The sequence below is a fragment of the Deinococcus sp. JMULE3 genome (genome assembly GCF_013337115.1).
Lineage (GTDB): Bacteria > Deinococcota > Deinococci > Deinococcales > Deinococcaceae > Deinococcus.
This window is the reverse complement of record NZ_SGWE01000004.1, coordinates 3,175,584-3,200,008: the sequence shown is the minus strand read 5'-3', so window position 1 is coordinate 3,200,008 and position 24,425 is coordinate 3,175,584. Positions and strand designations below refer to the sequence as shown.

At 70.3% G+C, this 24,425-nt stretch carries 25 protein-coding genes; 14 read left to right on the top strand and 11 right to left on the bottom strand.

Annotation, left to right across the window (positions count from 1 at the left end):
• Window positions 1-403 precede the first annotated feature (403 nt).
• Window positions 404-1,447: an N-acetyl-gamma-glutamyl-phosphate reductase gene (argC, locus tag EXW95_RS18530; RefSeq protein WP_371810190.1), complete on the top strand. Its 1,044-nt coding sequence runs from the start codon at window positions 404-406 to the stop codon at window positions 1,445-1,447.
• A 55-nt stretch (window positions 1,448-1,502) separates the two neighbouring features.
• On the opposite strand, the gene EXW95_RS18525 is transcribed toward argC, so the two are convergent.
• The 3 genes from EXW95_RS18525 to EXW95_RS18515 all read right to left on the bottom strand — a co-directional run bounded on the left by EXW95_RS18525 (window position 1,503) and on the right by EXW95_RS18515 (window position 5,153).
• Window positions 1,503-2,345, bottom strand: a complete 843-nt coding sequence (locus tag EXW95_RS18525) for a DegV family protein (protein ID WP_174368714.1) — start codon at window positions 2,343-2,345, stop codon at window positions 1,503-1,505.
• A 165-nt stretch (window positions 2,346-2,510) separates the two neighbouring features.
• On the bottom strand, window positions 2,511-3,188 hold the full coding sequence (locus EXW95_RS18520) for a hypothetical protein (protein ID WP_174368713.1): 678 nt from the start codon (window positions 3,186-3,188) through the stop codon (window positions 2,511-2,513).
• 324 nt (window positions 3,189-3,512) lie between these two features.
• The gene (locus EXW95_RS18515) at window positions 3,513-5,153 is read right to left on the bottom strand and encodes a chloride channel protein (protein ID WP_174368712.1); all 1,641 of its coding nucleotides are present in this window, start codon (window positions 5,151-5,153) and stop codon (window positions 3,513-3,515) included.
• Window positions 5,154-5,424: 271 nt separating this feature from the next.
• Here EXW95_RS18515 and sodA point away from each other — a divergent pair, with 271 nt between their 5' ends.
• Window positions 5,425-6,048, top strand: coding sequence for a superoxide dismutase [Mn] (sodA, locus tag EXW95_RS18510; RefSeq protein ID WP_174368711.1), 624 nt, complete (start codon window positions 5,425-5,427; stop codon window positions 6,046-6,048).
• Between the two features lie 64 nt (window positions 6,049-6,112).
• On the opposite strand, the gene asnS is transcribed toward sodA, so the two are convergent.
• Window positions 6,113-7,456: an asparagine--tRNA ligase gene (gene asnS / locus EXW95_RS18505; RefSeq protein WP_174368710.1), complete on the bottom strand. Its 1,344-nt coding sequence runs from the start codon at window positions 7,454-7,456 to the stop codon at window positions 6,113-6,115.
• 77 nt (window positions 7,457-7,533) lie between these two features.
• On the opposite strand from asnS, the gene EXW95_RS18500 reads away from it, so the two are divergent.
• The 6 genes from EXW95_RS18500 to EXW95_RS18475 all read left to right on the top strand — a co-directional run bounded on the left by EXW95_RS18500 (window position 7,534) and on the right by EXW95_RS18475 (window position 11,289).
• Window positions 7,534-8,817 (top strand): hemolysin family protein, encoded by a 1,284-nt coding sequence (locus tag EXW95_RS18500; RefSeq protein ID WP_174368709.1) that lies wholly within the window; start codon window positions 7,534-7,536, stop codon window positions 8,815-8,817.
• A 100-nt stretch (window positions 8,818-8,917) separates the two neighbouring features.
• On the top strand, window positions 8,918-9,223 hold the full coding sequence (locus tag EXW95_RS18495) for a PadR family transcriptional regulator (RefSeq protein ID WP_174368708.1): 306 nt from the start codon (window positions 8,918-8,920) through the stop codon (window positions 9,221-9,223).
• Complete coding sequence (locus EXW95_RS18490; protein ID WP_174368707.1) at window positions 9,220-9,780, top strand: hypothetical protein; 561 nt, start codon at window positions 9,220-9,222, stop codon at window positions 9,778-9,780. The genes EXW95_RS18495 and EXW95_RS18490 overlap by 4 nt, the downstream gene beginning before the upstream one ends.
• Window positions 9,777-10,316, top strand: coding sequence for a hypothetical protein (locus EXW95_RS18485; protein ID WP_174368706.1), 540 nt, complete (start codon window positions 9,777-9,779; stop codon window positions 10,314-10,316). The genes EXW95_RS18490 and EXW95_RS18485 overlap by 4 nt, the downstream gene beginning before the upstream one ends.
• On the top strand, window positions 10,313-10,789 hold the full coding sequence (locus tag EXW95_RS18480) for a hypothetical protein (protein WP_174368705.1): 477 nt from the start codon (window positions 10,313-10,315) through the stop codon (window positions 10,787-10,789). Before EXW95_RS18485 ends, EXW95_RS18480 begins: the two co-directional genes overlap by 4 nt.
• Complete coding sequence (locus EXW95_RS18475) at window positions 10,786-11,289, top strand: hypothetical protein (RefSeq protein ID WP_174368704.1); 504 nt, start codon at window positions 10,786-10,788, stop codon at window positions 11,287-11,289. The genes EXW95_RS18480 and EXW95_RS18475 overlap by 4 nt, the downstream gene beginning before the upstream one ends.
• Before the next feature lie 56 nt (window positions 11,290-11,345).
• Here the strand turns inward: EXW95_RS18475 and sdaAA are convergent, their stop codons facing one another.
• Entirely contained in the window at window positions 11,346-12,239 is an 894-nt protein-coding gene (sdaAA, locus tag EXW95_RS18470) for an L-serine ammonia-lyase, iron-sulfur-dependent, subunit alpha (RefSeq protein WP_174368703.1), read from the bottom strand.
• A gap of 146 nt (window positions 12,240-12,385) precedes the next feature.
• On the opposite strand from sdaAA, the gene EXW95_RS18465 reads away from it, so the two are divergent.
• Together EXW95_RS18465 and EXW95_RS18460 are read left to right on the top strand one after the other, a co-directional pair.
• Window positions 12,386-12,826, top strand: coding sequence for a histidine phosphatase family protein (locus tag EXW95_RS18465; RefSeq protein WP_174368702.1), 441 nt, complete (start codon window positions 12,386-12,388; stop codon window positions 12,824-12,826).
• Window positions 12,763-13,050 carry a histidine phosphatase family protein gene (locus tag EXW95_RS18460; protein ID WP_174368701.1) on the top strand — a complete coding sequence of 96 codons (288 nt, stop codon included), beginning with the start codon at window positions 12,763-12,765 and terminating at the stop codon, window positions 13,048-13,050. Before EXW95_RS18465 ends, EXW95_RS18460 begins: the two co-directional genes overlap by 64 nt.
• 59 nt (window positions 13,051-13,109) lie before the next feature.
• On the opposite strand, the gene hutH is transcribed toward EXW95_RS18460, so the two are convergent.
• From hutH to hutU, 5 genes are read right to left on the bottom strand one after another with little or no spacing between them, the layout of a single operon-like run.
• Window positions 13,110-14,612, bottom strand: a complete 1,503-nt coding sequence (hutH, locus tag EXW95_RS18455; RefSeq protein ID WP_174368700.1) for a histidine ammonia-lyase — start codon at window positions 14,610-14,612, stop codon at window positions 13,110-13,112.
• A gap of 53 nt (window positions 14,613-14,665) precedes the next feature.
• On the bottom strand, window positions 14,666-15,865 hold the full coding sequence (gene hutI, locus EXW95_RS18450) for an imidazolonepropionase (protein WP_174368699.1): 1,200 nt from the start codon (window positions 15,863-15,865) through the stop codon (window positions 14,666-14,668).
• Window positions 15,862-16,800, bottom strand: coding sequence for an arginase family protein (locus EXW95_RS18445; protein ID WP_174368698.1), 939 nt, complete (start codon window positions 16,798-16,800; stop codon window positions 15,862-15,864). Before EXW95_RS18445 ends, hutI begins: the two co-directional genes overlap by 4 nt.
• On the bottom strand, window positions 16,797-17,408 hold the full coding sequence (locus EXW95_RS18440; protein WP_174368697.1) for a hypothetical protein: 612 nt from the start codon (window positions 17,406-17,408) through the stop codon (window positions 16,797-16,799). The genes EXW95_RS18445 and EXW95_RS18440 overlap by 4 nt, the downstream gene beginning before the upstream one ends.
• Window positions 17,405-19,093, bottom strand: a complete 1,689-nt coding sequence (hutU, locus tag EXW95_RS18435; protein WP_174368696.1) for a urocanate hydratase — start codon at window positions 19,091-19,093, stop codon at window positions 17,405-17,407. Before hutU ends, EXW95_RS18440 begins: the two co-directional genes overlap by 4 nt.
• Before the next feature lie 223 nt (window positions 19,094-19,316).
• Between hutU and EXW95_RS18430 the strand changes: the two genes are divergently transcribed.
• The 4 genes from EXW95_RS18430 (at window position 19,317) to EXW95_RS18420 (ending at window position 21,986) form a co-directional block, all read left to right on the top strand.
• Window positions 19,317-19,949 carry a TetR/AcrR family transcriptional regulator gene (locus EXW95_RS18430; RefSeq protein WP_174368695.1) on the top strand — a complete coding sequence of 211 codons (633 nt, stop codon included), beginning with the start codon at window positions 19,317-19,319 and terminating at the stop codon, window positions 19,947-19,949.
• The gene (locus EXW95_RS20820) at window positions 19,946-20,620 is read left to right on the top strand and encodes a glycosyltransferase (RefSeq protein WP_371810160.1); all 675 of its coding nucleotides are present in this window, start codon (window positions 19,946-19,948) and stop codon (window positions 20,618-20,620) included. The genes EXW95_RS18430 and EXW95_RS20820 overlap by 4 nt, the downstream gene beginning before the upstream one ends.
• Before the next feature lie 80 nt (window positions 20,621-20,700).
• Complete coding sequence (locus tag EXW95_RS20815) at window positions 20,701-21,195, top strand: glycosyltransferase (protein ID WP_371810189.1); 495 nt, start codon at window positions 20,701-20,703, stop codon at window positions 21,193-21,195.
• Window positions 21,196-21,245: 50 nt separating this feature from the next.
• Entirely contained in the window at window positions 21,246-21,986 is a 741-nt protein-coding gene (locus EXW95_RS18420) for an IclR family transcriptional regulator (protein ID WP_174368694.1), read from the top strand.
• Here EXW95_RS18420 and EXW95_RS18415 read toward each other — a convergent pair.
• Window positions 21,955-24,420: a bifunctional diguanylate cyclase/phosphodiesterase gene (locus EXW95_RS18415; RefSeq protein ID WP_174368693.1), complete on the bottom strand. Its 2,466-nt coding sequence runs from the start codon at window positions 24,418-24,420 to the stop codon at window positions 21,955-21,957. The genes EXW95_RS18420 and EXW95_RS18415 overlap by 32 nt on opposite strands.
• Window positions 24,421-24,425: the final 5 nt, after the last annotated feature.

Here is a 24,425-nt window from a genome sequence, read left to right as displayed (position 1 = left end):
TCCTGGGAACCTGCGGCTGAACAGACGGGCGCAGGGAACTCTGGGACATGAGAATCACCGCGCCGGAACGCCCTTCGGAGTCTCCGTGGAGGCCACGCGCGGAACGCCGGTCGCCCCGAACTCCGTCTTGAGCAGCAGCACGACACGGGTTGGAAAGGGCATGCCGGTCGAGGTGGCGCGGACCGCTGGGTTCAGAGTCGAGCCCTCTCCCCTCTCTGAGCCGACGTTGTCCTGCGGACCGCCTCTCCGTGCCGCAGTTTCCGGTCCATCGTCGCAGGTGTCCGATCCTCTGACGGTTGTGCGAATCAGGCAGCCACCGGCTTTACATTTGATAGATTCAGCGTATCCAGACGTATCACTCGACAGGCATTGGCGGGGCGGGGTATGCTGCCCGGTGATGAGCATGCACGACCAGAAGACCGTCGCCATCGTCGGCGGCAGCGGCTACGCCGGGGGCGAGTTCCTGCGCCTCGCCCTGAACCACCCCCACCTGAACGTCACGCAGGTCACCAGCGAACGCAACGCGGGCACACCGGTCAGCATGGTCCACCCCAACCTGCGCGGCCGCACCAACCTCAAATTCCGCCGGGCTGCCGACCTCGACGAGGCCGACATCATCGTGCTGGCCCTCCCGCACGGCAGCGCCGCGAAGAGGATCGCCGAGTACGAGGCCAGAGGCAAGATCATCGTGGACCTGTCCGCCGACTTCCGCCTGAAAGACCCCGAGGTCTACCGCGCCACCTACGGCGAGGCCCACCCCACCCCCGACAAGCTCGGCGAGTGGGTGTACGGCAACCCGGAACTGCACCGCGAGGACCTGCGCGGCGCGACCCGTATCGCCTGCGCCGGGTGCTTCGCCACCAGCGTCATCCTGGCCCTGTACCCCCTGCTGAAACTGGGCGTGCTGCTTCCTAAGGACATCATCGCCACCGGACTGGTCGGCAGCAGCGCCGCCGGAGCCAGCGCCAGTGACAGCAGCCACCACCCCGAGCGGGCCGGGAGCCTGCGGGTGTACAAACCCGTCGGGCACCGCCACACCGCCGAGGCGCAGCAGGAGCTGCCGGGACACTTCCCGCTGCACCTGACCGCCATCAGCACCCCCCGCGTGCGCGGCATCCTGACCACCGCGCACGCCTGGATTCCCGACGGGTACAGCGACCGCGACGTCTGGAGCGCCTACCGCGAGGTGTACGGCCAGGAGCCGTTCATCCGCATCGTGAAGGTCGCCAAGGGCATCCACCGCTACCCGGACCCCATGCTGCTCGACGGCACGAACTACTGCGACATCGGCTTCGAGATGGACCAGGACACCGGCCGCGTCGTCCTGATGAGCGCCATCGACAACCTGGTCAAGGGCACCGCCGGGCACGCCATCCAGAGCCTGAACATCGCCCTGGACTGGCCCGAGACGACCGGACTGGAGTTCGCCGGACTGCACCCCGCCTGACCACGGAGCGAGGCGGCCACCCCCACGCGTGGGGTGGCCGCCCGTCCGTCAACAATCAGCCCAGCGGCAGGGCGTTAAAGCCGAACGTGCCGGGGCCGACGTGCGCGCCGATCACGGGACCCATCAGCTGAACGCGGCCACGCTGGACGTTCAGGCCGCTGCCCGCCATGGCCGTCCGCAGCGCGTTGATGCGCCCGGTATCGCGCCCGGCGTGCATGATGGTCACACTCAGCGGCGTGGTGCCGAAGCGGTCCTTGAGGCTGCCCAGCATGTCCCCGGCGGCCTGGTCGACCTTCACGCGACGGTTGGCTTTCAACTCTCCCCGGTCGAAGGCGAGAATGGGCCGCACGCCAAGCACACCACCGAGCAGCGCCTGCGCGCGCCCGATCCGGCCGCTGCGCCGCAGGTAGTCCAGCGTGGCGACTGAAAATTCCGCGTACAGGCTATTCCGTGCCTCCAGGACACCGCGGGCCACCTGATGCAGCTCCTGCCCGGCACTGACCTGATCGCGGGCCACCATCGCGAGTTCCGCCAGGGGTCCGGACGCGACTTCAGTGTCGATGATGTGAATCCGCCCGGTTTCACCAAGCTGCTGCGCGGCTGCCTGGGCGTGACGGACGGTATCGGACAGCTTCCCGGAAATGTGCAGGCTCACGACCGCCTCGTGCGTGGTCAGCAGTTCCCAGTACTTCTCCATGAAGGCGGCGACCGTCACGGGCGAGGTGCTGGCGCTGCCACCGGAGCGCATGTGGTCGTACACCGCGTCGGGGTCGATGTCCTGCCAGTCGAGCAGGGTGCGCTCCTGCATGTTGACCTGCAGCGGGATGATGTTGATTCCCAGCTGCTGGGCACTGTCGGGGTGCAGGTCGCAGGTGGAATCGGTGAGCACGGCAATCATGACCTTTATGTATTCTTAAACTGCTGCAGATTCTGTGAGCAAATCCCCTTGATGGGGACACACCCGTCGCGTCAACTCCCTGTCACAGGACAATTAAGAAAACTGTCATATATCAGCCGCGCGGGAAGCACGCCACCGGCACCTGGCCCAGGTCGATCAGGACCGTCAATGGGCGTCGGTGGCCGCCTGCTCCTGACCCACCTGGGCCAGGAGTCGCCCGGACCCGCCCGCGAACAGCAACGTGTTTGTCGGGACCGACAGCACCCCCGAGGGCAGATAGGCACCCCAGCGCGGATCGAGGGGAACAGCGTCCGGCAGGCCAGCCGCGCGCTGCAGGGCGTTCTGGTACGTCCCGCAGTCGAAGGCGTCCAGCTGGCCGTTCAGCAGGTACGGTGCGTCCCCCAGCCGCCCGATCTCACGGCGGATGGCTGGAAGGTGCGCGTCCCGGACACCGGAATCCACGACCAGCACCAGGTCCCGGCGACGCAGGCTGTCCAGCGGCAGCACCGCGGCGCCGCGTCCGAACAGGCCAGGTTCCTCCGCGACGCGGTCCTCGCTGATCTTGCGGGTCAGGTGCCGGCAGGGACCCCACATGGCCTCCGCGTACTCGCAGGCCACGAGCAGACTCCCGACCGGGGCGCGCCGCAGCGCCTCGTCCAGCGGCAACAGGCGCTCAGCGGGCAGCTGCGAACGCTCGCGCAGGTCCGCTGGCCGCCACCCGGCGCCATCCACGAGGGTCAGTGCCGTCAGGTCCGGCCCCACCTGGGCGGGGAGGCAGGAACTGAGCAGCAGGCTCAGGCAGGCCAGCAGGCCAGTTCGCCACACGGTGGACTTCGGGATCACACCCCATTGTGTGACCGGGACCGTCAGGGGCAGTTCACGCGGCCCTTCACGCTTCCCAGACGCTCGCCACGACCACGTGTGATACGGGATGAAATTGACTTGCCTGCAACGTGATCGCGTTCCATTGTCCCCTCTCCCCTGGTGGGACTCGGAGAGCTGCGGAGCAGAGAGGGAGGGATTCGCAGAGCGGCGCAGCTGAGGAGCGAAGCGACGGAAGGGTGAGGGGGCCACCAGGCGATTCCGAATGACCTGAACTCACCTGGATCCCGTATGAAACCCGGACGGTCCTGCCCGGCGCGTGATTCCCCGTGATTCCCGGCGGGTTCAGGCGCCGGGCAGTCGCAGGACCCCCTCGAGCGCGGTGTACGCGTCGGGGCGGGCCAGGAAGACCAGTTCGTCCGTGGCGGTCAGGCGCAGGTCGGGTCGGGGCAGGCGCACGGAACCGTCCCGCACGACGCCCACGACCTCCACGCCGGGGGGCAGGGTGACCATGCCCAGCCGCGCGCCGCGCCAGCTGGCGGGCACCACCCGGCGGTACAGTTCCCGGTCGCTGGCAGGCGGCGGCAGCGTGTCGGCGTCCAGTGGCGCGGGGGCGGCGCCGTCGTAGGGAACGGCCGGAGTCTCGGCGGCGCGGCGCGGAATGTACCGGACGGTGTCGGGCAGCCACGCGGGCGTGGTCGCGTGCACGGCGCTGTCCCGCCGGGCGTGCACCTGACTGTCGATCAGGCCGCGCGTCCCGCTGAGCAGGTGCGCGAGGCTGCTGGCGGCCAGCGTGACCGGCAGCAGCGCCTCGCCGCCCCAGGTGACGGTCAGCAGGGTCGCGGCGAGCGGCACGTTCAGCGTGACGGTCAGGAACGCCGCGGCGCCGACCATGGCCGCGACCGCCGGGTCCACGCCCAGCAGGTTCGCCAGTCCCACGCCCAGCAGGCCACCCACGCCGACCGAGGGCAGCACGCCGCCACCCAGCGCGACGTGAAGGCCCAGCGCGAGCAGCACCCAGCGCCACGCGGCCTGCTCACTGCCGTCCGCGAGGAAACCCCCGGCACCCAGCTGCACCCAGCCCATGCCGTCCCCGAGCACGGCGGGCGTGAGCCGCTGCGCGACGACGGCCGTCAGCAGGCCGACGGCCCCCGCGAAGACCAGGCGCCGCCAGCCGCTCAGGAACGAGGCGGGCAGGGCCGCGCAGCTGAGCAGCGCCAGCCACCCCAGCAGCGACGCGCCGAGCGCCACGAGCAGGAACGCGGGCAGCTGCGCCGCCGCCGGGACCTGCACGTCCGGGAAGCTCAGCAGCGGCGTGAACCCGAAGGCCAGTCCGTACACGGCGGTCCCCGCCACGGCGGCCAGCAGGCAGGGCATGACGACCTCGAATTCGAACTCGAAGCGGCGGTACAGCACCTCGGCGATCAGGACGGCGGCGGCCAGCGGGGCGTGCAGCACGGCGCCCAGTCCGGCGGCGGCGCCCGCCAGGGTCAGGGTGCGGAACTCGACGCTGTCGAGCCGCGTGACGCGCTGCATGAGCCGCGCGCCGAGGATGCCGGTCATGGTGAACGGCGCGTCGCGGCCCAGCAGCAGCCCGGAGGAATGCCCGACGAGCGTGCCGAGCAGCGTGCGGAGTTGCGTGGGCAGGGGCGCCCACTGGCCGCGCTGGTGGTACCCGCGCACGAGTTGCGTCAGGGGGTCCCCTTCCCCGGACCGGACGAGCAGCGCGTACGCCACGGCGGCCAGCGGCAGCGTGATCAGGCCCCAGTGGGCCGCGGTGCCGAAGGCCATCATCAGGCCGCCCTCGCCGGTCGTGCCGGGCGGGGCGTAATCGGTCAGGCGGACGGCGAACGAGATCAGGGTGTCCAGGGTCAGGCGCAGGACGATGCACAGTCCGCCGACCAGGGCGCCCAGCAGCACACTGAGCACCACCAGCCTCCCGGTTTCCAGGCGGTGCAGGACGGCGCGGGGCAACGGGGAACGCATTGCCGACCATGCTAGAGCAGTTGCGGACCGAACGCCAGCACAGCCCCCGAGGGCCCCGGCGGGATTTCACTGTTCTGATCGTCAAAAACTCCAGCCGCCGCCACGCGGACGATCCGCTCGTGCGGGGCGGAACGGGTCACGGTGAAGGGCTCTTAAAGTCACGCGGCCCCTTCACAAATCGCGCTTCACGCGTAAGATACGTGCCGGAACTCCGGTTGCGGGGTGCGGCGCGGCGCCGCACGGTCCCGCCCGGCCTGAAAGGAGCTTCACCATGGCCTACGAACTGCCCACGCTGCCCTACGCCTACGACGCCCTCGAACCCCACATCGACGCGCGCACCATGGAGATCCACCACACCAAGCACCACCAGACGTACGTGGACAACGCGAACAAGGCCCTCGAAGGCACCGAGTTCGCCGACCTGAGCGTCGAGGACCTGATCCAGAAGCTCGATCAGGTGCCGGCCGACAAGAAGAACGTGCTGCGCAACAACGCGGGCGGGCACGCCAACCACAGCCTGTTCTGGCAGGTCATGGGTCCCCAGGGCAGCGGTCAGCCCAGCGGTGAACTGGCCGACGCGATCAACGCGGCCTTCGGTTCCTTCGACGCGTTCAAGGAGAAGTTCGAGGACGCCGCCAAGACCCGCTTCGGCAGCGGCTGGGCGTGGCTGGTCGTCAAAGGCGGCGCGCTGGCCGTCGTGAGCACCGCCAACCAGGACAACCCCCTGATGGGCGAGGCCGTCGCGGGCGTCAGCGGCACCCCGCTCCTGGGCGTGGACGTGTGGGAGCACGCGTACTACCTGAACTACCAGAACAAGCGCCCGGACTACCTGAAGGCGTTCTGGAACGTCGTGAACTGGGACGAGGTCGCGCGCCGCTACGCCGCCGCGAAGTAACCCCCCTGCCGAACTGAACGGAAGCGCGCCCCATCCAGTGTGGGGCGCGCTTCTGTTCGGTCGCTCAGGGGCGCATGCGCGTGAGCATACGCGGGAACGGAATCGCCTCGCGGATGTGGTCGATGCCCGTGATCCAGGCGATCACGCGTTCAAGACCCATGCCGAATCCCGCGTGCGGCATGCTGCCGGTCCTGCGCAGGTCCAGGTACCATTCGAAAGCCTCCAGCGGCAGACCCTCGTGCTCGATGCGGGACTTCAGCAGGTCGTAGTCGTGGATGCGTTCGCTGCCGCCGATGATCTCGCCGTAACCTTCGGGCGCGATCATGTCGTCGCACAGGGCCACGCGGGGGTCCTGCGGGTCGGGCTGCATGTAGAACGCCTTGATGGCCGCCGGGTACCGCTCGATGATCACGGGGCGGTCGAAGTGATGCCCGAGGATCGTCTCGTGCGGGGCGCCCAGGTCGTCGCCCCACTCGACGGGCTGCACGTCCTCCTGCACGTTGGCGGGCAGGTCGCGGTCCTCGATGTGCTGGCGGATGATGTCCAGCGCGTCGGTGTACGTCACGCGCGGGTAGTTGCCTTCCGCCGCGCCCGCGAGTTTGCTCTGGTCACGCCCGAGGATCTTCAGTTCCTCCTGGCATTCCTCCAGCACGCGGCGCACCAGGAAGCTCACGAAACGCTCCTGCAGCGCCATGTTCTCGGTGTGGTTGCTGGGCACCACCTCGGGTTCGATCATCCAGAATTCCAGCAGGTGACGGCGGGTCTTGCTCTTCTCGGCGCGGAAGGTCGGGCCGAAGGTGTACACCTTCCCGAACGCGAACGCGCCCGCCTCGGCGTGCAGCTGCCCCGTCTGGGACAGGTACGCCTTGTCCTCGCCGAACAGGTCGATCTCGAACAGTTCGGTGGTGCCCTCGGCGGCGTTCGGGGTGAAGAACGGCGCGTCGAAACGGATGAAGCCTTCACCGTGGAAGAAGTCCACGACGGCGCGCTGCACGCTGTCCCGCACGCGCATGATTGCCCAGGGGCGGCGGTGACGCAGCCACACGTGACGGTGGTCCATCAGGAACTCGATGCCGTGCTCCTTGGGCGTGATGGGGTACTCGCCGTGGTTCTCGCTGATCACGGTCAGGTCCCGCAGGCTGAGTTCCACGCCGCCCGGGGCGCGCTCATCGGCGCGGACCTCGCCGGTCACGGTGATCGCCTGCTCCTGCGTGAGGCGCTTGGCCTGCTCGAACACCTCCTCGGACACGTCGGTCTTGAAGACGGTGGCCTGCACGAAGCCGCTGCCGTCGCGGAGTTTCAGGAACTGGATCTTGCCCTTGCCGCTCTTGTCCTGCAGCCAGGCGTGAACGGTGACGGTCTGCCCCACGTGCTGCGCGAGGTCATGGATGCTGGAATGAACGCTCATCGCGGATCAGTATAGGCAGCGCGCACCGGGCGGAGGTCGGGAGGGACACGGCCAGCCCAGCCCGTACACTGTCCGCTGTGGGTCAACCGCTTCTGGAATTCGGCATTCTCGTGGGTCTGCTGATCATCAACGGCTTCTTCTCCGGTTCCGAACTGGGCGTGGTGTCCGCGCGGCGGTCCCGGCTGCAGGCGCAGGCGAACGCCGGGCACCGGGGCGCGCGGCGCGCGGTGGAACTCTCCGAGAACCCCGGCGCGTTCCTGGCGACCGTGCAGATCGGCATCACCCTGATCGGGACGGTCAGCGCCGTGTTCGCCGGGGGAAGCCTCACCCGGTACCTGGAAGCGGCGCTGACGCCCGTGCTGGGCGACCTCGCCCCGAGTGCGGCGTCGGTGGGCGTGGTCCTGATGGTCACGTTCCTGTCGCTGGTGCTGGGTGAACTGGCCCCGAAGAACATCGCGCTGCGCAACCCGGAAGCGCTGGCGATGCGGGTCGCGCCGTTCTTCGCGGGACTGGCACGCGTCGCGAAACCCGTCGTGTGGCTGCTGGAAACGACGACGCGGTTCCTGCTGCGCCTGCTGGGCATGCGCGGCGAGACGCAGGAGCAGATCACCGAGGAGGACGTCAAGGCACTGGTCATGCAGGCCGCCGAGAGCGGCAGCCTGGAAGCGGGCGAACGGGAACGGATCGATCACGTGCTGCGCTTCAACGACCGCCGCGCCCGCGACCTGATGACCCCCCGCACGGACGCCGTGACCCTGCGCGCCGACCTGCCCCTGCCGGACCTGATCGCGTGCGTGCTGGCGAACCCGCACGACCGGTACCCCGTCACGGACGAGACGGGCGACGTGACCGGGCAGGTCTCGGTGGCGGACCTGCTGCGCGCCGTGACCGAGGGCGGCAGCATCCTCGACCACCTGCAGAGCGTCGTGTTCGTCCCGGAAACCGCCTGGGCGGAGGACGTCCTGACCCGCCTGGCCGGGGAGGCCGGGCAGCGACTGGCGATCGTCGTGGACGAGTACGGCGTGTTCACGGGCCTGCTGACCAGCACCGACCTCCTGACGGAACTGGCGGGCGTGAACACCCCGGACGACGAGGGACAGCTGGTCATGCGGGACGACGGGAGCTTCCTGGTGGACGGCGGGATGCCCATGCACGACCTGCGTGATCACCTGCCACTGCCCGCGCTACCCCGCGAGGACTTCAGCACGCTCGCCGGGTACGTGCTGGAAGTCCTGGGCGAGTTCCCCGCCGTGGGCGCCCGCGCCAGCCACGACGGCTGGGAACTGGAGGTGCTGGACCTCGACGGGCCGCGCATCGACCGGGTGCTGATCACGCCGCCCGGTGCGCCCGTGGACAACTGAGCGGTGCTGGGCAGGGGGGAGAGGGGTCGCCGCGCCGCCTCTCCCCCCTTCGCGTGCAATGTCGCTTGACTCCAAACTCTACATATGTTGTTAATAGGGCATGCCGCGATCCCCCAACTCCAGCCCGCACACCAGAGCCGTCCTGCACGCCCTCCAGCAGACCTACCCCGCCCACACCTACGGCTACGACCTCTCCAAGGGCACCGGGCTGAAAAGCGGGACGCTCTACCCCATCCTCCAGCGCCTGCACGAACAGGGCCACCTGGACGCCCAGTGGGAACAGTCCCCCCACCCCGGCAAACCCCCCCGCCACATCTACCGCCTGACCCAGAGCGGCCTGCAACTGGCCCGCGAACGCCACGAACCCAACCCCGCAGCCCGCCGCACCAAGGGAGCCCTGACATGACCCACGAAGAATGGAACACCGGCATCCAGCACGAAGCGGACAGCGTCACCGACCCGCAGTGGACGCACGATATCCGCACGTACCTGCGCCATCGGCAGCTGGCCCGCACCGTCCTGACCGCGCTGCTCGCCACCACGGGCACCGTGACCGCCACTGCCGCCCTGACGCTGGGCACGCAGTGGAGCGTCATGACCCGCGAGGCCGCCCGCAACGGCGTGGACAGCCTGACCTTCCTGAAATGGAACCTGCTGGGCAACCCACAACCCGTCACGACCATCACCAGCAGCCAGGACCCGCAACTACCCATCGTCGGATTGATCCTGACCGTCTTCATGCTCGCCGCCGTCGCCACCCGCCTGCGCGTTCCCCACTGGATCACGCTGCTGTGCGCCGCACTCGGCACCCTGACCATCGCCAGCGTCAGCCACCTGATCAACCACGACTTCGCCGGGTTCCCCGCCTACCCCCTGAGCGTCGCGCTGGGCGTCGCCGCCCTCGGCATCGTCTTCGGTCTGCCCTTCCGCCACCCGCCCCACCAACCCCGGAGCCTCGCGTGACTCCCGACGAGTGGCACGACGGCATCCGCAACGAGGCGGCCAGCATGCAGGACACGGACTGGAGCCAGGACACCCGCCGCCACCTGCGCCGCCGCGCATGGCTCACCGCTGCGAACATCACGCTGGGGTTCACAGTGGTCACCCTGTCCCTGATGGCCACACTTAACGCAGCGCTGATCGGTAGCCTGCCCGCCCTGCCTTCCGGCATTACCCAGATGTTCGCCACTTCCCTGAATCCTGCGTGGGCGCTTGTCGCTGGCCTGGGCTACCTGCTGACCCGGCAAGGATTCACGCCAGTCCAGGCGGCAGGAGTCCTCCTGACTGCCAAGCTTCTGGGTTCAGTCGCGACACGACTCGTCACCCTGAATGTCCCATCAACCTTTCCGGACGGCACGACCATCCTGTTCGACATCCTGCCCTCTCCACAGACATTCATCAGCGGCCCAATGCTTGTATCTCTGATTCTCAACTTCGTCGTCCTTGGCGCCGGAATCGGACTGGCGCGCGTCAAGCTACCCAGGAGGAGAACCGCGTGACCCCGGAAGAATGGACAACCGGGATGCGCAACGAAGCCTCCAGCGTGAACGATAGGGAGTGGGCCATGGAAACGAAACTGGCGGCGGGACGATCCGGGTGGCGTGGCGCGGGCGTGTCTGCACTGGTGTTCGCTGCTCTGGGCGTGGGCGTGGTGATGCTCGGGCAGTACATCTGGCGGCACGACGCGCCGGATGGCCTGTGGGTGGGCGTGATGATCCTTTCGGGCATGATCGGAGCCCTACTGGGTGCCCGGCGCGTGGGGGCACTGGAAGCCGGGGCGGGCGCACTGGCGTTCCTTCCGGGCGCGTGGCTGGCCGTGGTGGCGTTGCAGGCCATGCTGAGCGACGCGGCTCCGTTCACGCCGATCATCGGAGTTTCGAACGAGGATGTCGCCGTGCTGGCGGTCATCGCGGCGTGCGCAGCGGGCAGTGTCCGGGCCGCCACCCACCGCCGGACCCTGGTGCGCGCGTGACCCCGGACGAGTGGCGCGACGGCATGGATCACGAGGCGCAGGCGGTCAGGCCGGAGGATGAGGGCTGGGCGCGGGACACCCTCGCGTCGGCACGGCTGATCCCGCACCGGACCGTGCTGGTGGATGTCCTGCTGAGCGTGGCGACGGTGGGCGTAGCAGCGTTCACCCTGAGTGGACTGTCGGCGGCACTGCTGCGACTGGTCGCGGATCAGGAGCCGGTTTGGGTGGTGCTGACCCTGCTGAACCTCTCGACGGCAGGGGTGCTGGCGCTGCTGGGCCTGAGCCTGGGTGCCGCCCGCGTGCGCGTGTGGACGCTCGGGACGGCGTTCCTGATCTACCCGCTCGCGTGGGCCGGGGCGCAGGGTGCGCTGGGGAACACGGTGGGCTGGGACGCACCACTGAGCGACGTCCTGCTGGCCGGGGGAGCCGTCGTCCTGTCGGTCCTGGCGGGTGCGCTGGCTGGTCGTGCCGTCACGGCGCGCAGGTTGCGCCGGGCCTGACGCTCCACAGGAGCGGGCTGACCCCAGCTGCACCGGGGTCGGCCCGCTCTGTCCGGTTACGCCAGTGGCAGTTCGATCATGCCGCCCGGCCCCTCGCCGTCCTTCCTGCCTTCCATGCGGGCGGTGACGGCCAGTCCGGTGGGCGTCTGGGCGAGGCCACCGTCGGCAGTTTCACGCAGCGCGGCGGGCATCATGCGGCCCACGCTGGCCATCGCGCCCAGGACCTCGTCGGGCGGGATGAAGGATTCCAGTTGCGCCAGCGCGAGCTGGGCGGCGCTGACGGCGTGCACGGCGTAGAAGGCGTTGCGGCTCACACAGGGGACTTCCACGTACCCGCCGACCGGGTCGCACACGAGGCCGATGGTGTTCATCAGGGCCATGCTGGCGGCGTGCACGGCGGCGCGGGGCGTGCCGCCCATCAGTTCGACGATGGCGGCGGCGGCCATGGCGGCGCTGCTGCCGATCTCGGCCTGACAGCCGCCCGCCGCGCCGCTGATGAACATGCGCTTCGAGATGGCCTTTCCGATCCCGGCGGCGAGGATCATGGGGTTCACGAGTTGCTCGTCCGGGATGCCGAGGTGGTCGGCCACGCCGATCAGCGCGCCGGGAATCGTACCGGCACTGCCGGCGGTGGGCGCGGCGACGATGCGGCCCATGCGGGCGTTCTCCTCGTTCACGGCCATCGCGTACGCCTGCACGCGCTTCAAGACCGGCGCACCCAGCACGTCCGGGGCGTCCCAGAGGCCCTTGGCGTTCCAGCCGACCATCCCCGTGATGCTCTTGGCGTCGCTGCTCAGGCCGCGCTGGATGCTGGCGCGCATCTCGCGGATGCGGCGCAGCATCTCGGCGCGGATGTCGTCGGGGTGCAGGCCAGTCTCGGCGCAGTCCTGCGCGAGAATCCATTCGGAGGCGGGGTGGGGGGCGTTCAGGATGTCGTCGAGGGTGGTCATGGCGTCCTTGAGGCGTGCGCGGCGCACGGATGGTGAATGGGGAATCAGGTGCGGAAAAGTGGCTCCCATCGTACGCCCCGGCCTGTCTAGCCGAATCAGCGCGCGGTGAGGCCGTCCGGAGCGCACGGACACGCTACGGTGCAGCCGTGAAGCTCCTGCTGATCCGCCACGCGCAATCCGAGAACAACGTCATCGAGGACCGCCCGGACTACGCTCAGGCGCGGCAACCCGACCCACCCCTGACCGCGCACGGACACGCCAGCGCCCGGCAGTTCGCGCACGACGCCGACCTGAGCGGCGTGACGCACCTGTCCACCAGTCTGATGCTCCGCGCCGTGCAGACCGCCGCGCCCATCGCCGCCCGCCTGAACCTCCCCGCGCACGGCATCGAACGGGCCTACGAGTACGGCGGCCTGACCACCGGTCCCGCCGGAGGCTTCACACCCGTCACGGGCGGCGACCACGCCAGCCTCCGCGCGGACTGCCCCGCGTTGATCTGGCCCGCGCACCTGACCGGGCAACCGTGGGACGGGGGCGCGGAAGCCTGGGGGAACCCCTCTTCCACGCCCGCGCCACGCACGTCCTGAACGACCTCCGCGCCCGGCACCCCGGCCCGGACCGGGTGGCGCTGATCACGCACCATGACTTCGCCGGAGCCCTCATCCGCGCGGCGCTCGGCTGGCCCGTCACGGACACGCCGCCGACCTTCCACCTCGCTCACCTCGGCACCGCCCAGCTCGACCTGCCCGCAGACGGCCGCGTGGGCGGACTGGAGTGGCTGAACCGAGAGTCTGAAGGTAGAAGAGTCTAAGTGTCCAAGCCAGATGCACTTCGACCCTCAGACTCTTCGACGCTCCGACCCTTCGACCCTCAAACTTCCCGTGCCACGCGCAGCAGTTCGCCGCTGCGGACCATGTCCACGATCTTGAGGAGGTCGGGGCGGTAGTAGCGGTCGCGGGTCATGTTGGGGATGTGCGCGCGGATGTGCTCCCACGCGGCCTGCGCGCCCCGTCCGGCGTGGAGGGTCTGGAAGTCGAGCGCCTGTGCGGCGCACAGCAGTTCGATCCCGATGACGTTCTGCACGTTCTCCAGAATGGCCCGCAGCTGCCGGGCGCCGTGCGCGCCCATGCTCACGTGGTCTTCCTGGTTGGCGCTGGTGGGGATGGTGTCCACGCTGGCGGGGTGCGCGAAGACCTTGTTCTCGCTGACGAGGGCGGCGGCGGTGTACTGCGCGATCATGAAGCCGCTGTTCAGGCCACCCTGCGGCGTCAGGAAGCCCGGCAGGCCCGACAGGGACGGGTTCAGGAGCTGTTCGCAGCGGCGCTCCGAGATGCTGCCCAGTTCCGCCACGGCGACCTTCAGCGCGTCGATGGTCACGGCGAGCGGCTGCCCGTGGAAGTTCCCGCCGCTGACGACGTCGCCGGTGTCGGGGAAGATCAGGGGGTTGTCCGTCACGGACGCGAACTCGACCGCCAGCACCCGCTCGGCGTGCGCCAGGGCGTCCAGACTCGCGCCGTGCACCTGTGGCGCGGCGCGCAGCGAGTACGCGTCCTGCACCTTCCCGTCCCCGACCAGATGCGACGGCGCGATCTGCGAGTCCCGCAGGAAGAACCGCAGTTCCTCAGCCACCGCGACCGCGCCGGGATGGGGGCGAAGGCCCACCACGTCCGGCTGGAAGGGCCGGTGAGAGCCATACATCGCCTCGACCGTCATGGCCGCCGCGAGATTCGCCGTGCCCAGCAGCGTCCGCGCGTCCGCGACCGCCAGCGCCAGCAGGCTGCCCATCAGCTGCGTACCGTTGATCAGCGCCAGTCCCTCCTTTGCCTGCAACGTCAGTGGGCTCAGGCCCAGCTCGGCCAGCACGTCCGCACTGGCGCGCACCGCGCCCCGGTACTCGATCTCGCCGTGCCCGATCAGCGCCAGAGCAAGGTGCGCCAGCGGGGCCAGATCCCCCGACGCGCCCACGCTCCCCTGCGCCGGAATGACCGGGTGCGCCCCCGCGTTCAGCAGGGCCAGCAGCAACTCCACCACCTCGGGCCGCACCCCCGAATGCCCCAGCGCCAGCGACTGCGCCCGCAGCAGCAGCATCCCGCGCACCACCTCGCCCGGCAGGGCCTCCCCCACCCCGATCGCGTGCGACAGGATCAGGTTCAACTGCAACTCCTCCAGCCCCTCACGCGGCACCTGCACCGACGCGAACTTCCCGAAACCCGTGTTCACGCCGTACACCGCCGCCTGACCATCCACGATCCGCTCGATCACCGCCCGCGCCCGCAGGATGCGCCCACGCGCCGCCTCGGACAGCTGGACGGACTCGCCGCCACGCACGACAGACAGGAAATCAGACAGGGACAGGTGTTGATCGAGAATCACGGGAGCTCCTTCGGAGGGTTGATGGGTGAAAGTGGATGGGTGATGGAAACGGCTCAGAGGCGCGTGCCGTCGACGAACACGTTCCGGACGGGGTTCGCGCCAAGGGTGTAGGACAGGTCGCGCCAGTCGGGGCTGTGCAGGGCGAGGAAGTCGGCGCGCTGGCCGGGTGTGAGGGCTCCCCGGTCGCTCAGGCCCAGGGCGGCGGCGGCGTTCACGGTGCCGGCAGTCAGCGCCTCGGCGGGCGTAAGGCGGCACAGACGCACCGCGAGCGCCAGCGCCAGTTGCGTGCTGAACACGGGGGACGAGCCGGGGTTCAGGTCAGTCCCCACGGCGACCGCCGCTCCCGCGTCGATCAGGGCGCGGCCCGGCGCAGCAGGCAGACCCAGGTGCAGGGTCACGCCGGGCAGGATGGTCGCCACGGTGTTCGACGCGGCCAGCGCGGCGATCTGCGCGGGGCCGCTCGCTTCCAGGTGATCCACGCTCAGGGCACCCAGCTCGCACGCGAGCTCCGTGCCGCCGATGGCGTGGAACTGATCGGCATGCAGCTTCGTCTGAAGCCCGTGTGTTTTTGCGGCCTGGAGGATGGCGCGGGTCTCGTCCACCGTGAACGCCTCCCGCTCGGTGAACACGTCCACGGCCGTCGCCAGACCGTCGCGCGCCACGCCCGGGATGAGGTCATGGCAGACGGCCTGCACGTACTCCGCGCGGCCTTCGGTGGGCGGCACGTGAATCAGCAGGGACGGCACGAGCTCGAATTCCGTCTGGAGGACGCGGACGGCATGAAGCATCCGCCGCTCGGCGTCGAAGTCCAGGCCGTACCCGCTCTTGACCTCAATCGTCGTCGCGCCGGATGAACGCAGCGCCTCCAATCGGGGCCGGGCGAGGGCCACGAGTTCGTTCACGCTGGCCGCCCCGGTCGCCCGCATGGAGGAGCGGATGCCGCCGCCGCGCGCGAGGATCTCCTCGTACGGGACGCCCTGCACGCGAGCCTCGAAGTCCGCGAGGCGATCCCCGGCCCACACGGCGTGCGTGTGCGGGTCGATCAATCCCGGCACGACAGCCACGCCACCCAGGTCATGCTCCTGCGCGTTGCCGGGAGCGTCGGCGCGCGGGCCGACCCAGCGGATCACCCCGCCCGACACCAGCATCGCCGCGTCGGGGATGACCTTCAGGTCGCGCATGGCCGCGCCACGCTGCACGTCGCGCGCAGGCGTGACGAGCTGGCTGATGTTCGTGAAGAGAGTTTCCGTCATCGTGTCCACCCTGGCCGCACGGAATTAAATTCGTCCACAGCGCACAGCGTCTCCATGATCAGCCGTGCGGTCAGGAGTTCGCTGCGCCCGGTGGGGTCGAGGTTCGGGGCGAGTTCCACGACGTCCAGTCCGACGATGGTGTTGTGCCGCGCGGTTTCCGCCAGGATCGCCATGCCCTGCGCGTAGGTGAGACCGTCCGGTTCGGGGCTGCTGGTGCCGGGGATGACGCTGGGGTCGAAGCCGTCCACGTCCACGCTGAGGTACACGTTCTTCCCGCGCGGTAGCCGCTCCAGCACGCGCGTCAGGTCGGCGGTCACGTCCGTCATGGGGATCAGGGCGTGCCCACGTGCTCGGGCCGCCGCGACCGCTTCCGGGTCGAAGCGCAGGCCGCGCAGGCCAATCGTCGTGATGTGCACGAGGTTCTGCAGTTCCTCGCACGCGCGGCGGAAGGGACTGCTGTTGCTGAAGCGGGTGTCGTTGCGGCTGTCCGTGAAGTCCAGGTGCGCGTCCAGTTGCACCACGTGCAGGTCGGGCACGCCCGCGAACGCCCGCAGGATCGGGTACGTGACGCTGTGGTCGCCACCCAGGAACACCGGCAGGCTGCACCGATCCCGCACGAGTTCCGCCGCCTCCGTGATCCGCTGCCGCGCCAGTTCCGGCTCCAGGCTGGGCAGCACCACGTCCCCCGCGTCCGCGAAGGTCACGCCCGCCAGCCTCGTCACGCCGTCCAGGCCCGTGAAGGGCGGCACGCTCCGCAGGCTCGCCTCGCGCAGGGCACGGGGCGCGAAGCGGGCGCCGGGGCGGAAACCCAGCGCGATATCGAAGGGAATACCCAGCACGGCCACGTCCGCCGTCCAGTCCCCCTCGGGCTGAACCATCGGCGCGCGGGCGAAGGTGGCAATCCCGCCGTAGGGCAGGTGGGTGGGTTGGGTCACTGGCAGAACCTCCGGTTGGTCGGGACACCCGTGATGGTGTACTCACCGAGGGGACGGAGTGACGGAACCCGGAACCGCTGGACGATCATACCCACCGTATTCCCGGCGGGAACGGTCGCGACGCACACCACGCCCGGCTTCACGTCCAGCGCCTCCATGCCCGGTAGGACACGGGTCCGCAGGCCACCGCTGGTGTTCCACAGGCGCAGGGTGTTGTTGCCGCGGCCCAGCAGGTACTGCCCGTCGGGCATCCAGGTCACGTCGAACACGTCACTGTTCTTCAGTGGCAGGACACGTCCGTCCGGTTTCACGAGATTGACGGTGATGGGGTCGTGTTTGGGGTTGTTAGAGAACTGCCTGAACAGCAGTGCGTGGAATCGGCCGTCGAGGCTGGGCTGGCGCTGATCGAGTTCCCAGGTCATCCAGCCGACATCTGCCCATTCCGGGGATGGCGCGCTGACCGACACCACCCGGCCGCCGACCAGTGTGACCGGGTAGGTGGCCGAGGTGGGCGGCGCGTCGGTCTGCGCTTGAGCCAGTGCACCGAACGCCAGAGTCGTGGCAACGGCTCGCCGGAGCAGGCCTGAGCGGGCAGCAGGGGTGTTCATTCTATGGACTGTATGCCGAGGCTGGGGAGGTCGAGGCCGCGTTCGTGGGCGACGTTCAGGGCGTGGTCGTATCCGGCGTCGGCGTGGCGGATGACGCCCATGCCGGGGTCGTTGGTCAGGGCGCGGGACAGTTTCTGCGCGGCCTGTTCGGTGCCGTCGGCGACGATGACGAGGCCGCTGTGCTGGCTGAAGCCCAGGCCGACGCCGCCGCCGTGGTGGAAGCTCATCCAACTGGCGCCCGACGCGATGCCGACGCCGAAGTTCAGGAGGGGCCAGTCGCTGACGGCGTCGCTGCCGTCGAGCATGGCTTCGGTTTCGCGGTAGGGGCTGGCGACGCTGCCGGCGTCGAGGTGGTCGCGGCCGATGACGATGGGGGCTTTCAGGCGGCCGTCGGCGACCATCTCGTTGAAGAGCAGCGCGGCGCGGTCGCGTTCCTTATACCCGAGCCAGCAGATGCGGGCGGGGAGGCCCTGAAAGGCGATCTGGTCGGCGGCGTACGTCAGCCAGGATTGCAGGCGTTCGTCGTGGGGGAAGAGGTCCAGCAGCGCGCGGTCGGTGGCGCGGATGTCCTCGGGGTCGCCGGACAGGGCGACCCAGCGGAAGGGGCCGCGCCCCTCGCAGAAGGAGTCGCGGATGAACGCGGGCACGAAGCCGGGGTAGTCGAAGGCGTTCTCCACGCCCGCTTCCTGCGCGCGGTGGCGGAGGTTATTGCCGTAGTCGAAGGCGACCGCGCCGCGTTTCTGGAGTTCGAGGATGGCGCGGACGTGCGCGGCCATGGCCTCGTAGGCGCGGCGTTTGTACTCGTCGGGGTGGTCGGTGCGCAGGCGGCTGGCGTCCTCGTCGGCGCTGACCGGGGGGAGGTAGCCCCACATGGGGTCGTGCGCGCTGGTCTGGTCGGTGATGAGGTCCGGGGTCCAGTTCATCGTCACGAGCTGCGGGACGAGGTCGGCGGCGTTGCCCTGCACGCCGATGGACCGGGCGACGCCCTCAGCCTTGTACTTCTCAGCGCGGGCGATGGCGTCTTCAAGGCTCGTGGCGACCTCATCGAGGTAGCGGGTGTCGAGGCGTTTCTGGATGCGGGTGGGGTCGATCTCGATGGTGATGCTCACGCCCCCGGCGAGCTTCACGGCCAGCGGTTGCGCGCCGCCCATGCCGCCCAGCCCGGCGGTGACGGTGATGGTTCCCGTCAGGCTGCCGCCGAAGTGCTTACGGGCCGCTCCGGCGAAGGTCTCGTAGGTGCCCTGGAGGATGCCCTGCGTGCCGATGTAGATCCAGCTTCCGGCGGTCATCTGGCCGTACATCATCAGTCCCGCCTGATCGAGCTTGTCGAAGGTCTCCCAGTTCGCCCAGTGCGGCACGAGGTTGCTGTTGGCGAGCAGCACGCGCGGCGCCCACTCGTGCGTTTTCAGCACGGCGACGGGCTTGCCGGACTGGATCAGCAGCGTCTCGTCGTCCTCCAGGCGGTCCAGGGTCTCCACGATCCGGTGGAACGCCTCCCAGTTGCGCGCCGCCTTGCCGCGCCCGCCGTACACGACCAGGGTGTCGGGGTGCTCGGCGACCTCCGGGTCGAGGTTGTTCATCAGCATGCGCTTGGCCGCCTCCTGCACCCACCCTTTGGCGGTCTTGTGCGGGCCGCGTGGGGCGCGGATGACGGGGGCGGGTTCGGTGGGGGCGGGGTGCGTCATGGGGGGTCCTCCGGGGAGTGGGGGCTGTGAGCTGTGAGGCGTGCAGGGGCAGTCACCTCCGCTCCGGCAGATTTCCTCAGAGCCCGTAGCTCAGAGCTCATAGCCCAGTTCTGTGCCGCCATCTTCCATCTGCCTTCCATCATCCGCAATCGAGTTTTCCGGCTTGACCGGAAAGTGATCTGCCCCTCTTGCCCGCAGTCAGCACATGGATCATTCTGAATGAGTGAGCACTCACTCGGATTGGAATGAACGGACGAAGCGGACCTCGCCCCGCCCGGCGGACGATCCCCAGCGGCGGGCGACGATCCTCCGCGCGGCGCAGACCTGCTTCGCGCAGGACGGGTTCCACCGCACGACCATGCGCGCCGTGGCGCGGCAGGCGGGACTGGCCGAGGGCACCCTCTACCACCACTTCCGGGGCAAGGACGACCTGCTGCTGGGCCTGTTCAGCGCCCTGGGAGAGCAGGCGCGCGAGGCACTCGATCCGGCGGCGCTGGCGACCCTGAACCTGCGGGACTTCCTGCAGGCGTTCCTGGCCGTGCCGCTGGCAGCGCTGGCGCAGGACGAGGCGGGGCTGCTGCGCGTGATCCTGTCCGAGGGCCTGATCCGCCGCGACCTGGGCCGCGCGTTCGCCGACGGTCTGACCGGGACGGCGGACCTGGGCGCGCAGGGGCTCGCGGCGCGCCCCGAACTGCGCGGCGTGGACACCGGCGAGCTGCTGCGCACCGGCCTGACGCTGGTGCTGGGTCACAGCGTGCAGGGCGCGCTGTCGGGCGAGCCTCTCCCCGATCCGCAGGTGACGGCGGCGCGCGTGGCGGACGTGCTGCTGGCGCTGGTCGCGGCGGGGCGCGCGTGAGGGTCACGCTGATCGCGCTGGGGTCGCGCGGGGACGTGCAGCCGTACGTGGCGCTGGGGCTGGGGCTGCGCCGGGCGGGGCACGCGGTGCGGCTCGCCTCGCACGAGACGTTCCGGGCGTTCGTGACGGGCGCGGGCCTGGAGTTCGCCCCGATGCGCGGGGACGTGCGGGAGGTCGTGAACAGCCCCGAGATGCGCGCCGCGCTGGCGGGCGGGAACATGCTGGCGATCAACCGGGTGTCTGCCCGCGCCACGCAACAGGGCGCGTTGCTGTGGGCCGAGGACGGTCTGGTGGCCGCGCGGGACGCTGACCTGCTCGTGGCGGGCATCGGGGGGCTGAACGTCGCGCAGGCGCTGTCGGAGAAGTTGCGTGTGCCGCTCGTGGAGGCGCACGTGGTGCCGTTCCACCCCACGCGGGCATTTCCGGGCGCGATCGTTCCGCCGGCCACCGTGCGGCTGGGCGGCTGGGCGAACCGCCTGTCGCACGTCGTGACGCGGCAGGTGATGTGGCAGATGTTCCGCTCGGCGGACTCGCGCGCGCGGCGCGAGGTGCTGGGCCTCTCCCCGCCCCGCTGCTCGGCCCGCGCCCGCTGCGGCCCCTGCCGACCCTGCACGGCATCAGCCCGGCGGTCCTGCCCCGCCCCGCCGACTGGGACGCGGCGCAGCACCTGACCGGTTACTGGTTCCTGCCGCAGGAGGCCTGGACGCCGCCGCCCGCGCTGGAGGCGTTCCTGGCCGCCGGGCCGCCTCCGGTGTCCATCGGGTTCGGGAGCATGACCACCCCGGACCCGCAGGCGACGACCCGCGAGGTGGTGCGGGCGCTGGAGCGCAGCGGGCAGCGGGCGGTCCTCCTGAGCGGCTGGGGTGGCCTGAGCGCCGCCGACGTGCCGGACTCGGTGTTCGTGACGGACAGCGTCCCGCACGACTGGCTCTTCCCGCGTGTGGCGGCGACCGTGCATCACGGCGGGGCGGGCACGACGGCGGCGGGCCTCGCGGCAGGCGTGCCGAATGTCGTCGTGCCGTTCTTCGGGGATCAGCCGTTCTGGGGCGACCGCGTGCAGAGGCTGGGTGTGGGACCCGCCCCGGTGCCGCGCCGCGCCCTGAACGAGCGGACGCTGGCGGAGGCCCTGACGCACGCCGTGACCGATCCCGGCATGAAGGACCGGGCGGCGGCCCTGGGCACCCGCATCCGCGCGGAGGACGGCGTGGCGCGCGCGGCGGAGGTGATCTCGGGCTTGAAGCTGTAACCCCCAGCCCCCTGTTTCCGGCCTGACCGGAATCGTGCCATGCTGCGCCCGTGGCTTCCTCTTCCCTGCTGGCGGGCGCGGTGGACGTCCTCTCGGCCTTCGACGCGGATCACACCGAGTGGCGCCTGTCGGACCTGTCCCGGCAGCTGGGCGTGCCGACGAGCACCCTGCACGAGCAGCTGACCGCGCTGTGCGGCACGGGCCTGCTGGTGCGGGTGGGTCGGGGTCGGTACCGGCTGGGCTGGCGGCTGCTGAAACTCTCCAGTGCGCTGTACGGCAGTCTGCCGTGGTACGGCCCGGCGCACGCGGCGATGGAGCGGGTCGCGCGGGCCGGGCATGCCCTGGCGTTCCTGAGCGTGCTGGACGGCAGTTCAGGCCGGGTGCTGTGCATCGCGCGCAGTGTGCAGGGCCGGGACGGGCCGCCCGTGGCGGGGGAACTGGAGTTCGAGCTGCCCGCGCACGCGTCGGCCAGCGGGAAGCTGCTGCTGGCCCTGGCGGGGCGGCCACTGCCGCCGGACGCCGCCGGGTTCACACCTCACACCGTGACCACGACCGGGGTGTGGGCCTCCGAGGCGGCGGACATCCGCGCGCAGGACGCGGCCCGCACGCGCGACGAGTGGGCATCCGGCACGTCCGGGCTGGCCGTTCCGCTGCGCGGCGCGGGCGGGACGGTGCTGGCGGCGCTGGGCGTCAGCGTCCCGACCGCGCGCCTGCGCGAGGCCGCGCTGCTGCGCCTGCTGCGGGACGAGGCGGACGCGGTCAGTTGGTCGTTCGGGTGGCGTCCGGGTTGAGCCGCGCGGCGTCGGGCGGGATGAGCCGCGCGGCGTCTTCAGGCGGCAGGGGGCGTGCCAGCAGGAACCCCTGCAGGTGATCGCAGCCCATGTCCCGCAGGCGCTCGCGCTGCGAGTCGTCCTCGACGCCCTCGACGGTGACGGTCATGTTCAGCGTCTGCGCCAACTGGATCATGGCGCCCATCAGGGCCGTCACGCGCGGCTCGCGGTCGCCGTTCAGGTGTCGCGTGAAGGACCGGTCGACCTTCAGCTGATCGAACGGCAGGGATTCGAGCATGCTCAGGCTGCTGTACCCGGTGCCGAAGTCGTCCATGGCGATCTGCACGCCCAGCGCCTTGAGTTCCCGGATGTGCGCCTGGGCGCGGTCCACGTCCCGCATGACGAGACTCTCGGTGATCTCCAGGATCAGGTGCCGGGCGGGCAGGCCGGTGGCGTGCAGCGCGGCGCGGACGGTGTCCACGAAGTGCGGCAGGTCGAACTGCAGCGGCGAGACGTTCACGGACATGCACAGATCACGCTGCGGGAAGTTCCACTGCGCCGCCTGACGGCAGGCCTCGTGCAGGACCCACTCGCCGATCGGGAGGATCAGGCGGGTGTCCTCCGCGAGCGGGATGAACGTGCCGGGCGGCACGAGGCCCCGTTCGGGGTGCTGCCAGCGGATCAGCGCCTCGAAGCCCGCCAGCGCGCCGCCGCGCACGGCGTAGCGCCCCTGGTAGTGCAGGCGGAGTTCCTGGCGGTCCAGGGCGCCGCGCAGGTCCCGTTCCAGCAGCTGTCGGTCGCCGGGTTCACCCATGGCCGGCTCGAAGTGCAGGACCTGGTTGCCGCCGCTGCGTTTGACGCGGTACATGGCGAGGTCGGCGTGCTGTTGCAGCGCCTCGGCGTCCCGCCCGTCGGACGGCGCGACGGCGCAGCCGATGCTGGCCGTGACGGTCACGCGACTGCCCGCCAGATCGAAGGGTTCGGCGAGCACGTCCGCGAGTTTCTGCGCGACGAGCGTCGCGTCGCGGCGGGCACTGACGCGGCTGAGCAGCACCGTGAACTCGTCCCCGCCGACCCGACCGACGAGGTCGCTGCTGCGCACGACGCTCTGGAGGCGCCGCGCGACCTGTTGCAGCAGGCTGTCCCCGGCCGGGTGCCCGAGCGTGTCGTTCACGCTCTTGAAGCGGTCCAGGTCGATGAAGATCAGCGCGGCGTTCTCGGCCGGGCCGAGTCCGCGCAGGGCGTCGGTGGTGACCTGATGGAAGTGCGCGCGGTTGCTCACGCCGGTCAGGGGGTCGTGCGTGGCGCGGTGCAGGAGGTCCGCCTGCGTGTCGCGCAGCTGCCGGTTCGCGCGGGCCAGTTCCACGTTCCGGAGCCGCTCGATCTCGGTTTCGCGGTTCAGGAGCTCCAGGCGGATCTCGGCGGTCAGCAGCTGCGAGCGGGCGTCGACCTCCTGTTCGTGCACGGCGCGTTCCAGTGCGTGGTGTTCACGTGCGAACCGCAGCGCCTCCTGGTACGCCCCGGCCAGCTCGTGCTTCCGGGCCAGTCCTGACAGCGCGAGGATCTCGACCGGGCGGCTGCCCACCTCGCGGGCCAGACCGAGACTCTCGCTCAGCAGCGCCTGCCCCTCGTCCAGGTGCCCGAGGGTGAGGTGGGCCAGCGCGGCTGCACACGCCAGCCGGCTGATGCCCTCGTGGTCCTGCCGGGCGCGGGTGGCGTCCAGGTCCGCCAGGGCGACCTCCAGTGCGCGTGGGGCGTCTCCCTGGCGCAGCAGGGCGCGGCTGACGCACTCCTGCACGGTGCTCACCCAGCGGGGCGGTCCCACCTGCCGGATCAGCGGGAGGTGTTGCCCGGCGAGGTTCAGGACCAGCGCCGGGTGCTCCTGCCGGTCGTGGATGAGGATCAGGTGCGTGACCGACGACGCCAGCATGATCGGTGATTGCAGGACCTGCGCGAGCTGCTGGGCACGCTCGTGGAACGCCAGGGCCTGGGTCAGCTGCCCGGTGGTGGTGTACAGCGCCGCGAGATTGTTCAGCGCGCGGAATGACCCCGTGTCGTCCCCGCTGGCCTGTGTGACGCGCAGGCTGTCCAGAAAGGACTGCAGGGCCAGGTCATACTCCGCGACGCGGTCGTGGTACAGACCCAGGCCGTTCAGGCAGCGGGCCAGCAGCGCCGGGTCATCCAGCTGCCCCGCTCGTGCGTGGGCGGCTTCCAGGTGCGCCTTCACGTCCGGCAGCCGCCCGGTGTACAGCGCGCAGCCACCCAGCAGCAGGTGCGCCAGGGCCTCGGCGCGGACGTCACCGAGTTGCCGGGCCTGTTCGAGCAGTTCGGCGAGCCGCGTGACCGTCACCTCCGGGGTGTTGTACATCCCGGCTTCCAGGGCCACCACTTCCCGCTCCAGCACCCCTATCGGCTGCGCCGGTCGGGGCTGGGGCGTGACGCGCGGTCCGTTCATGCCCG

What these genes read in the sequence shown, in the direction of transcription:
- EXW95_RS18495 (WP_174368708.1), top strand. Translation starts at nt 8,918, where the DNA reads ATGCCGCGATCCCCCAACTCCAGCCCGCACACCAGAGCCGTCCTGCAC.
- EXW95_RS18525 (WP_174368714.1), bottom strand. Translation starts at nt 2,345, where the DNA reads ATGATTGCCGTGCTCACCGATTCCACCTGCGACCTGCACCCCGACAGT.
- EXW95_RS18490 (WP_174368707.1), top strand. Translation starts at nt 9,220, where the DNA reads ATGACCCACGAAGAATGGAACACCGGCATCCAGCACGAAGCGGACAGC.
- EXW95_RS18440 (WP_174368697.1), bottom strand. Translation starts at nt 17,408, where the DNA reads ATGAACACCCCTGCTGCCCGCTCAGGCCTGCTCCGGCGAGCCGTTGCC.
- sodA (WP_174368711.1), top strand. Translation starts at nt 5,425, where the DNA reads ATGGCCTACGAACTGCCCACGCTGCCCTACGCCTACGACGCCCTCGAA.
- sdaAA (WP_174368703.1), bottom strand. Translation starts at nt 12,239, where the DNA reads ATGACCACCCTCGACGACATCCTGAACGCCCCCCACCCCGCCTCCGAA.
- EXW95_RS18515 (WP_174368712.1), bottom strand. Translation starts at nt 5,153, where the DNA reads ATGCGTTCCCCGTTGCCCCGCGCCGTCCTGCACCGCCTGGAAACCGGG.
- hutU (WP_174368696.1), bottom strand. Translation starts at nt 19,093, where the DNA reads ATGACGCACCCCGCCCCCACCGAACCCGCCCCCGTCATCCGCGCCCCA.
- EXW95_RS18415 (WP_174368693.1), bottom strand. Translation starts at nt 24,420, where the DNA reads ATGAACGGACCGCGCGTCACGCCCCAGCCCCGACCGGCGCAGCCGATA.
- asnS (WP_174368710.1), bottom strand. Translation starts at nt 7,456, where the DNA reads ATGAGCGTTCATTCCAGCATCCATGACCTCGCGCAGCACGTGGGGCAG.
- argC (WP_371810190.1), top strand. Translation starts at nt 404, where the DNA reads ATGCACGACCAGAAGACCGTCGCCATCGTCGGCGGCAGCGGCTACGCC.
- hutI (WP_174368699.1), bottom strand. Translation starts at nt 15,865, where the DNA reads ATGACGGAAACTCTCTTCACGAACATCAGCCAGCTCGTCACGCCTGCG.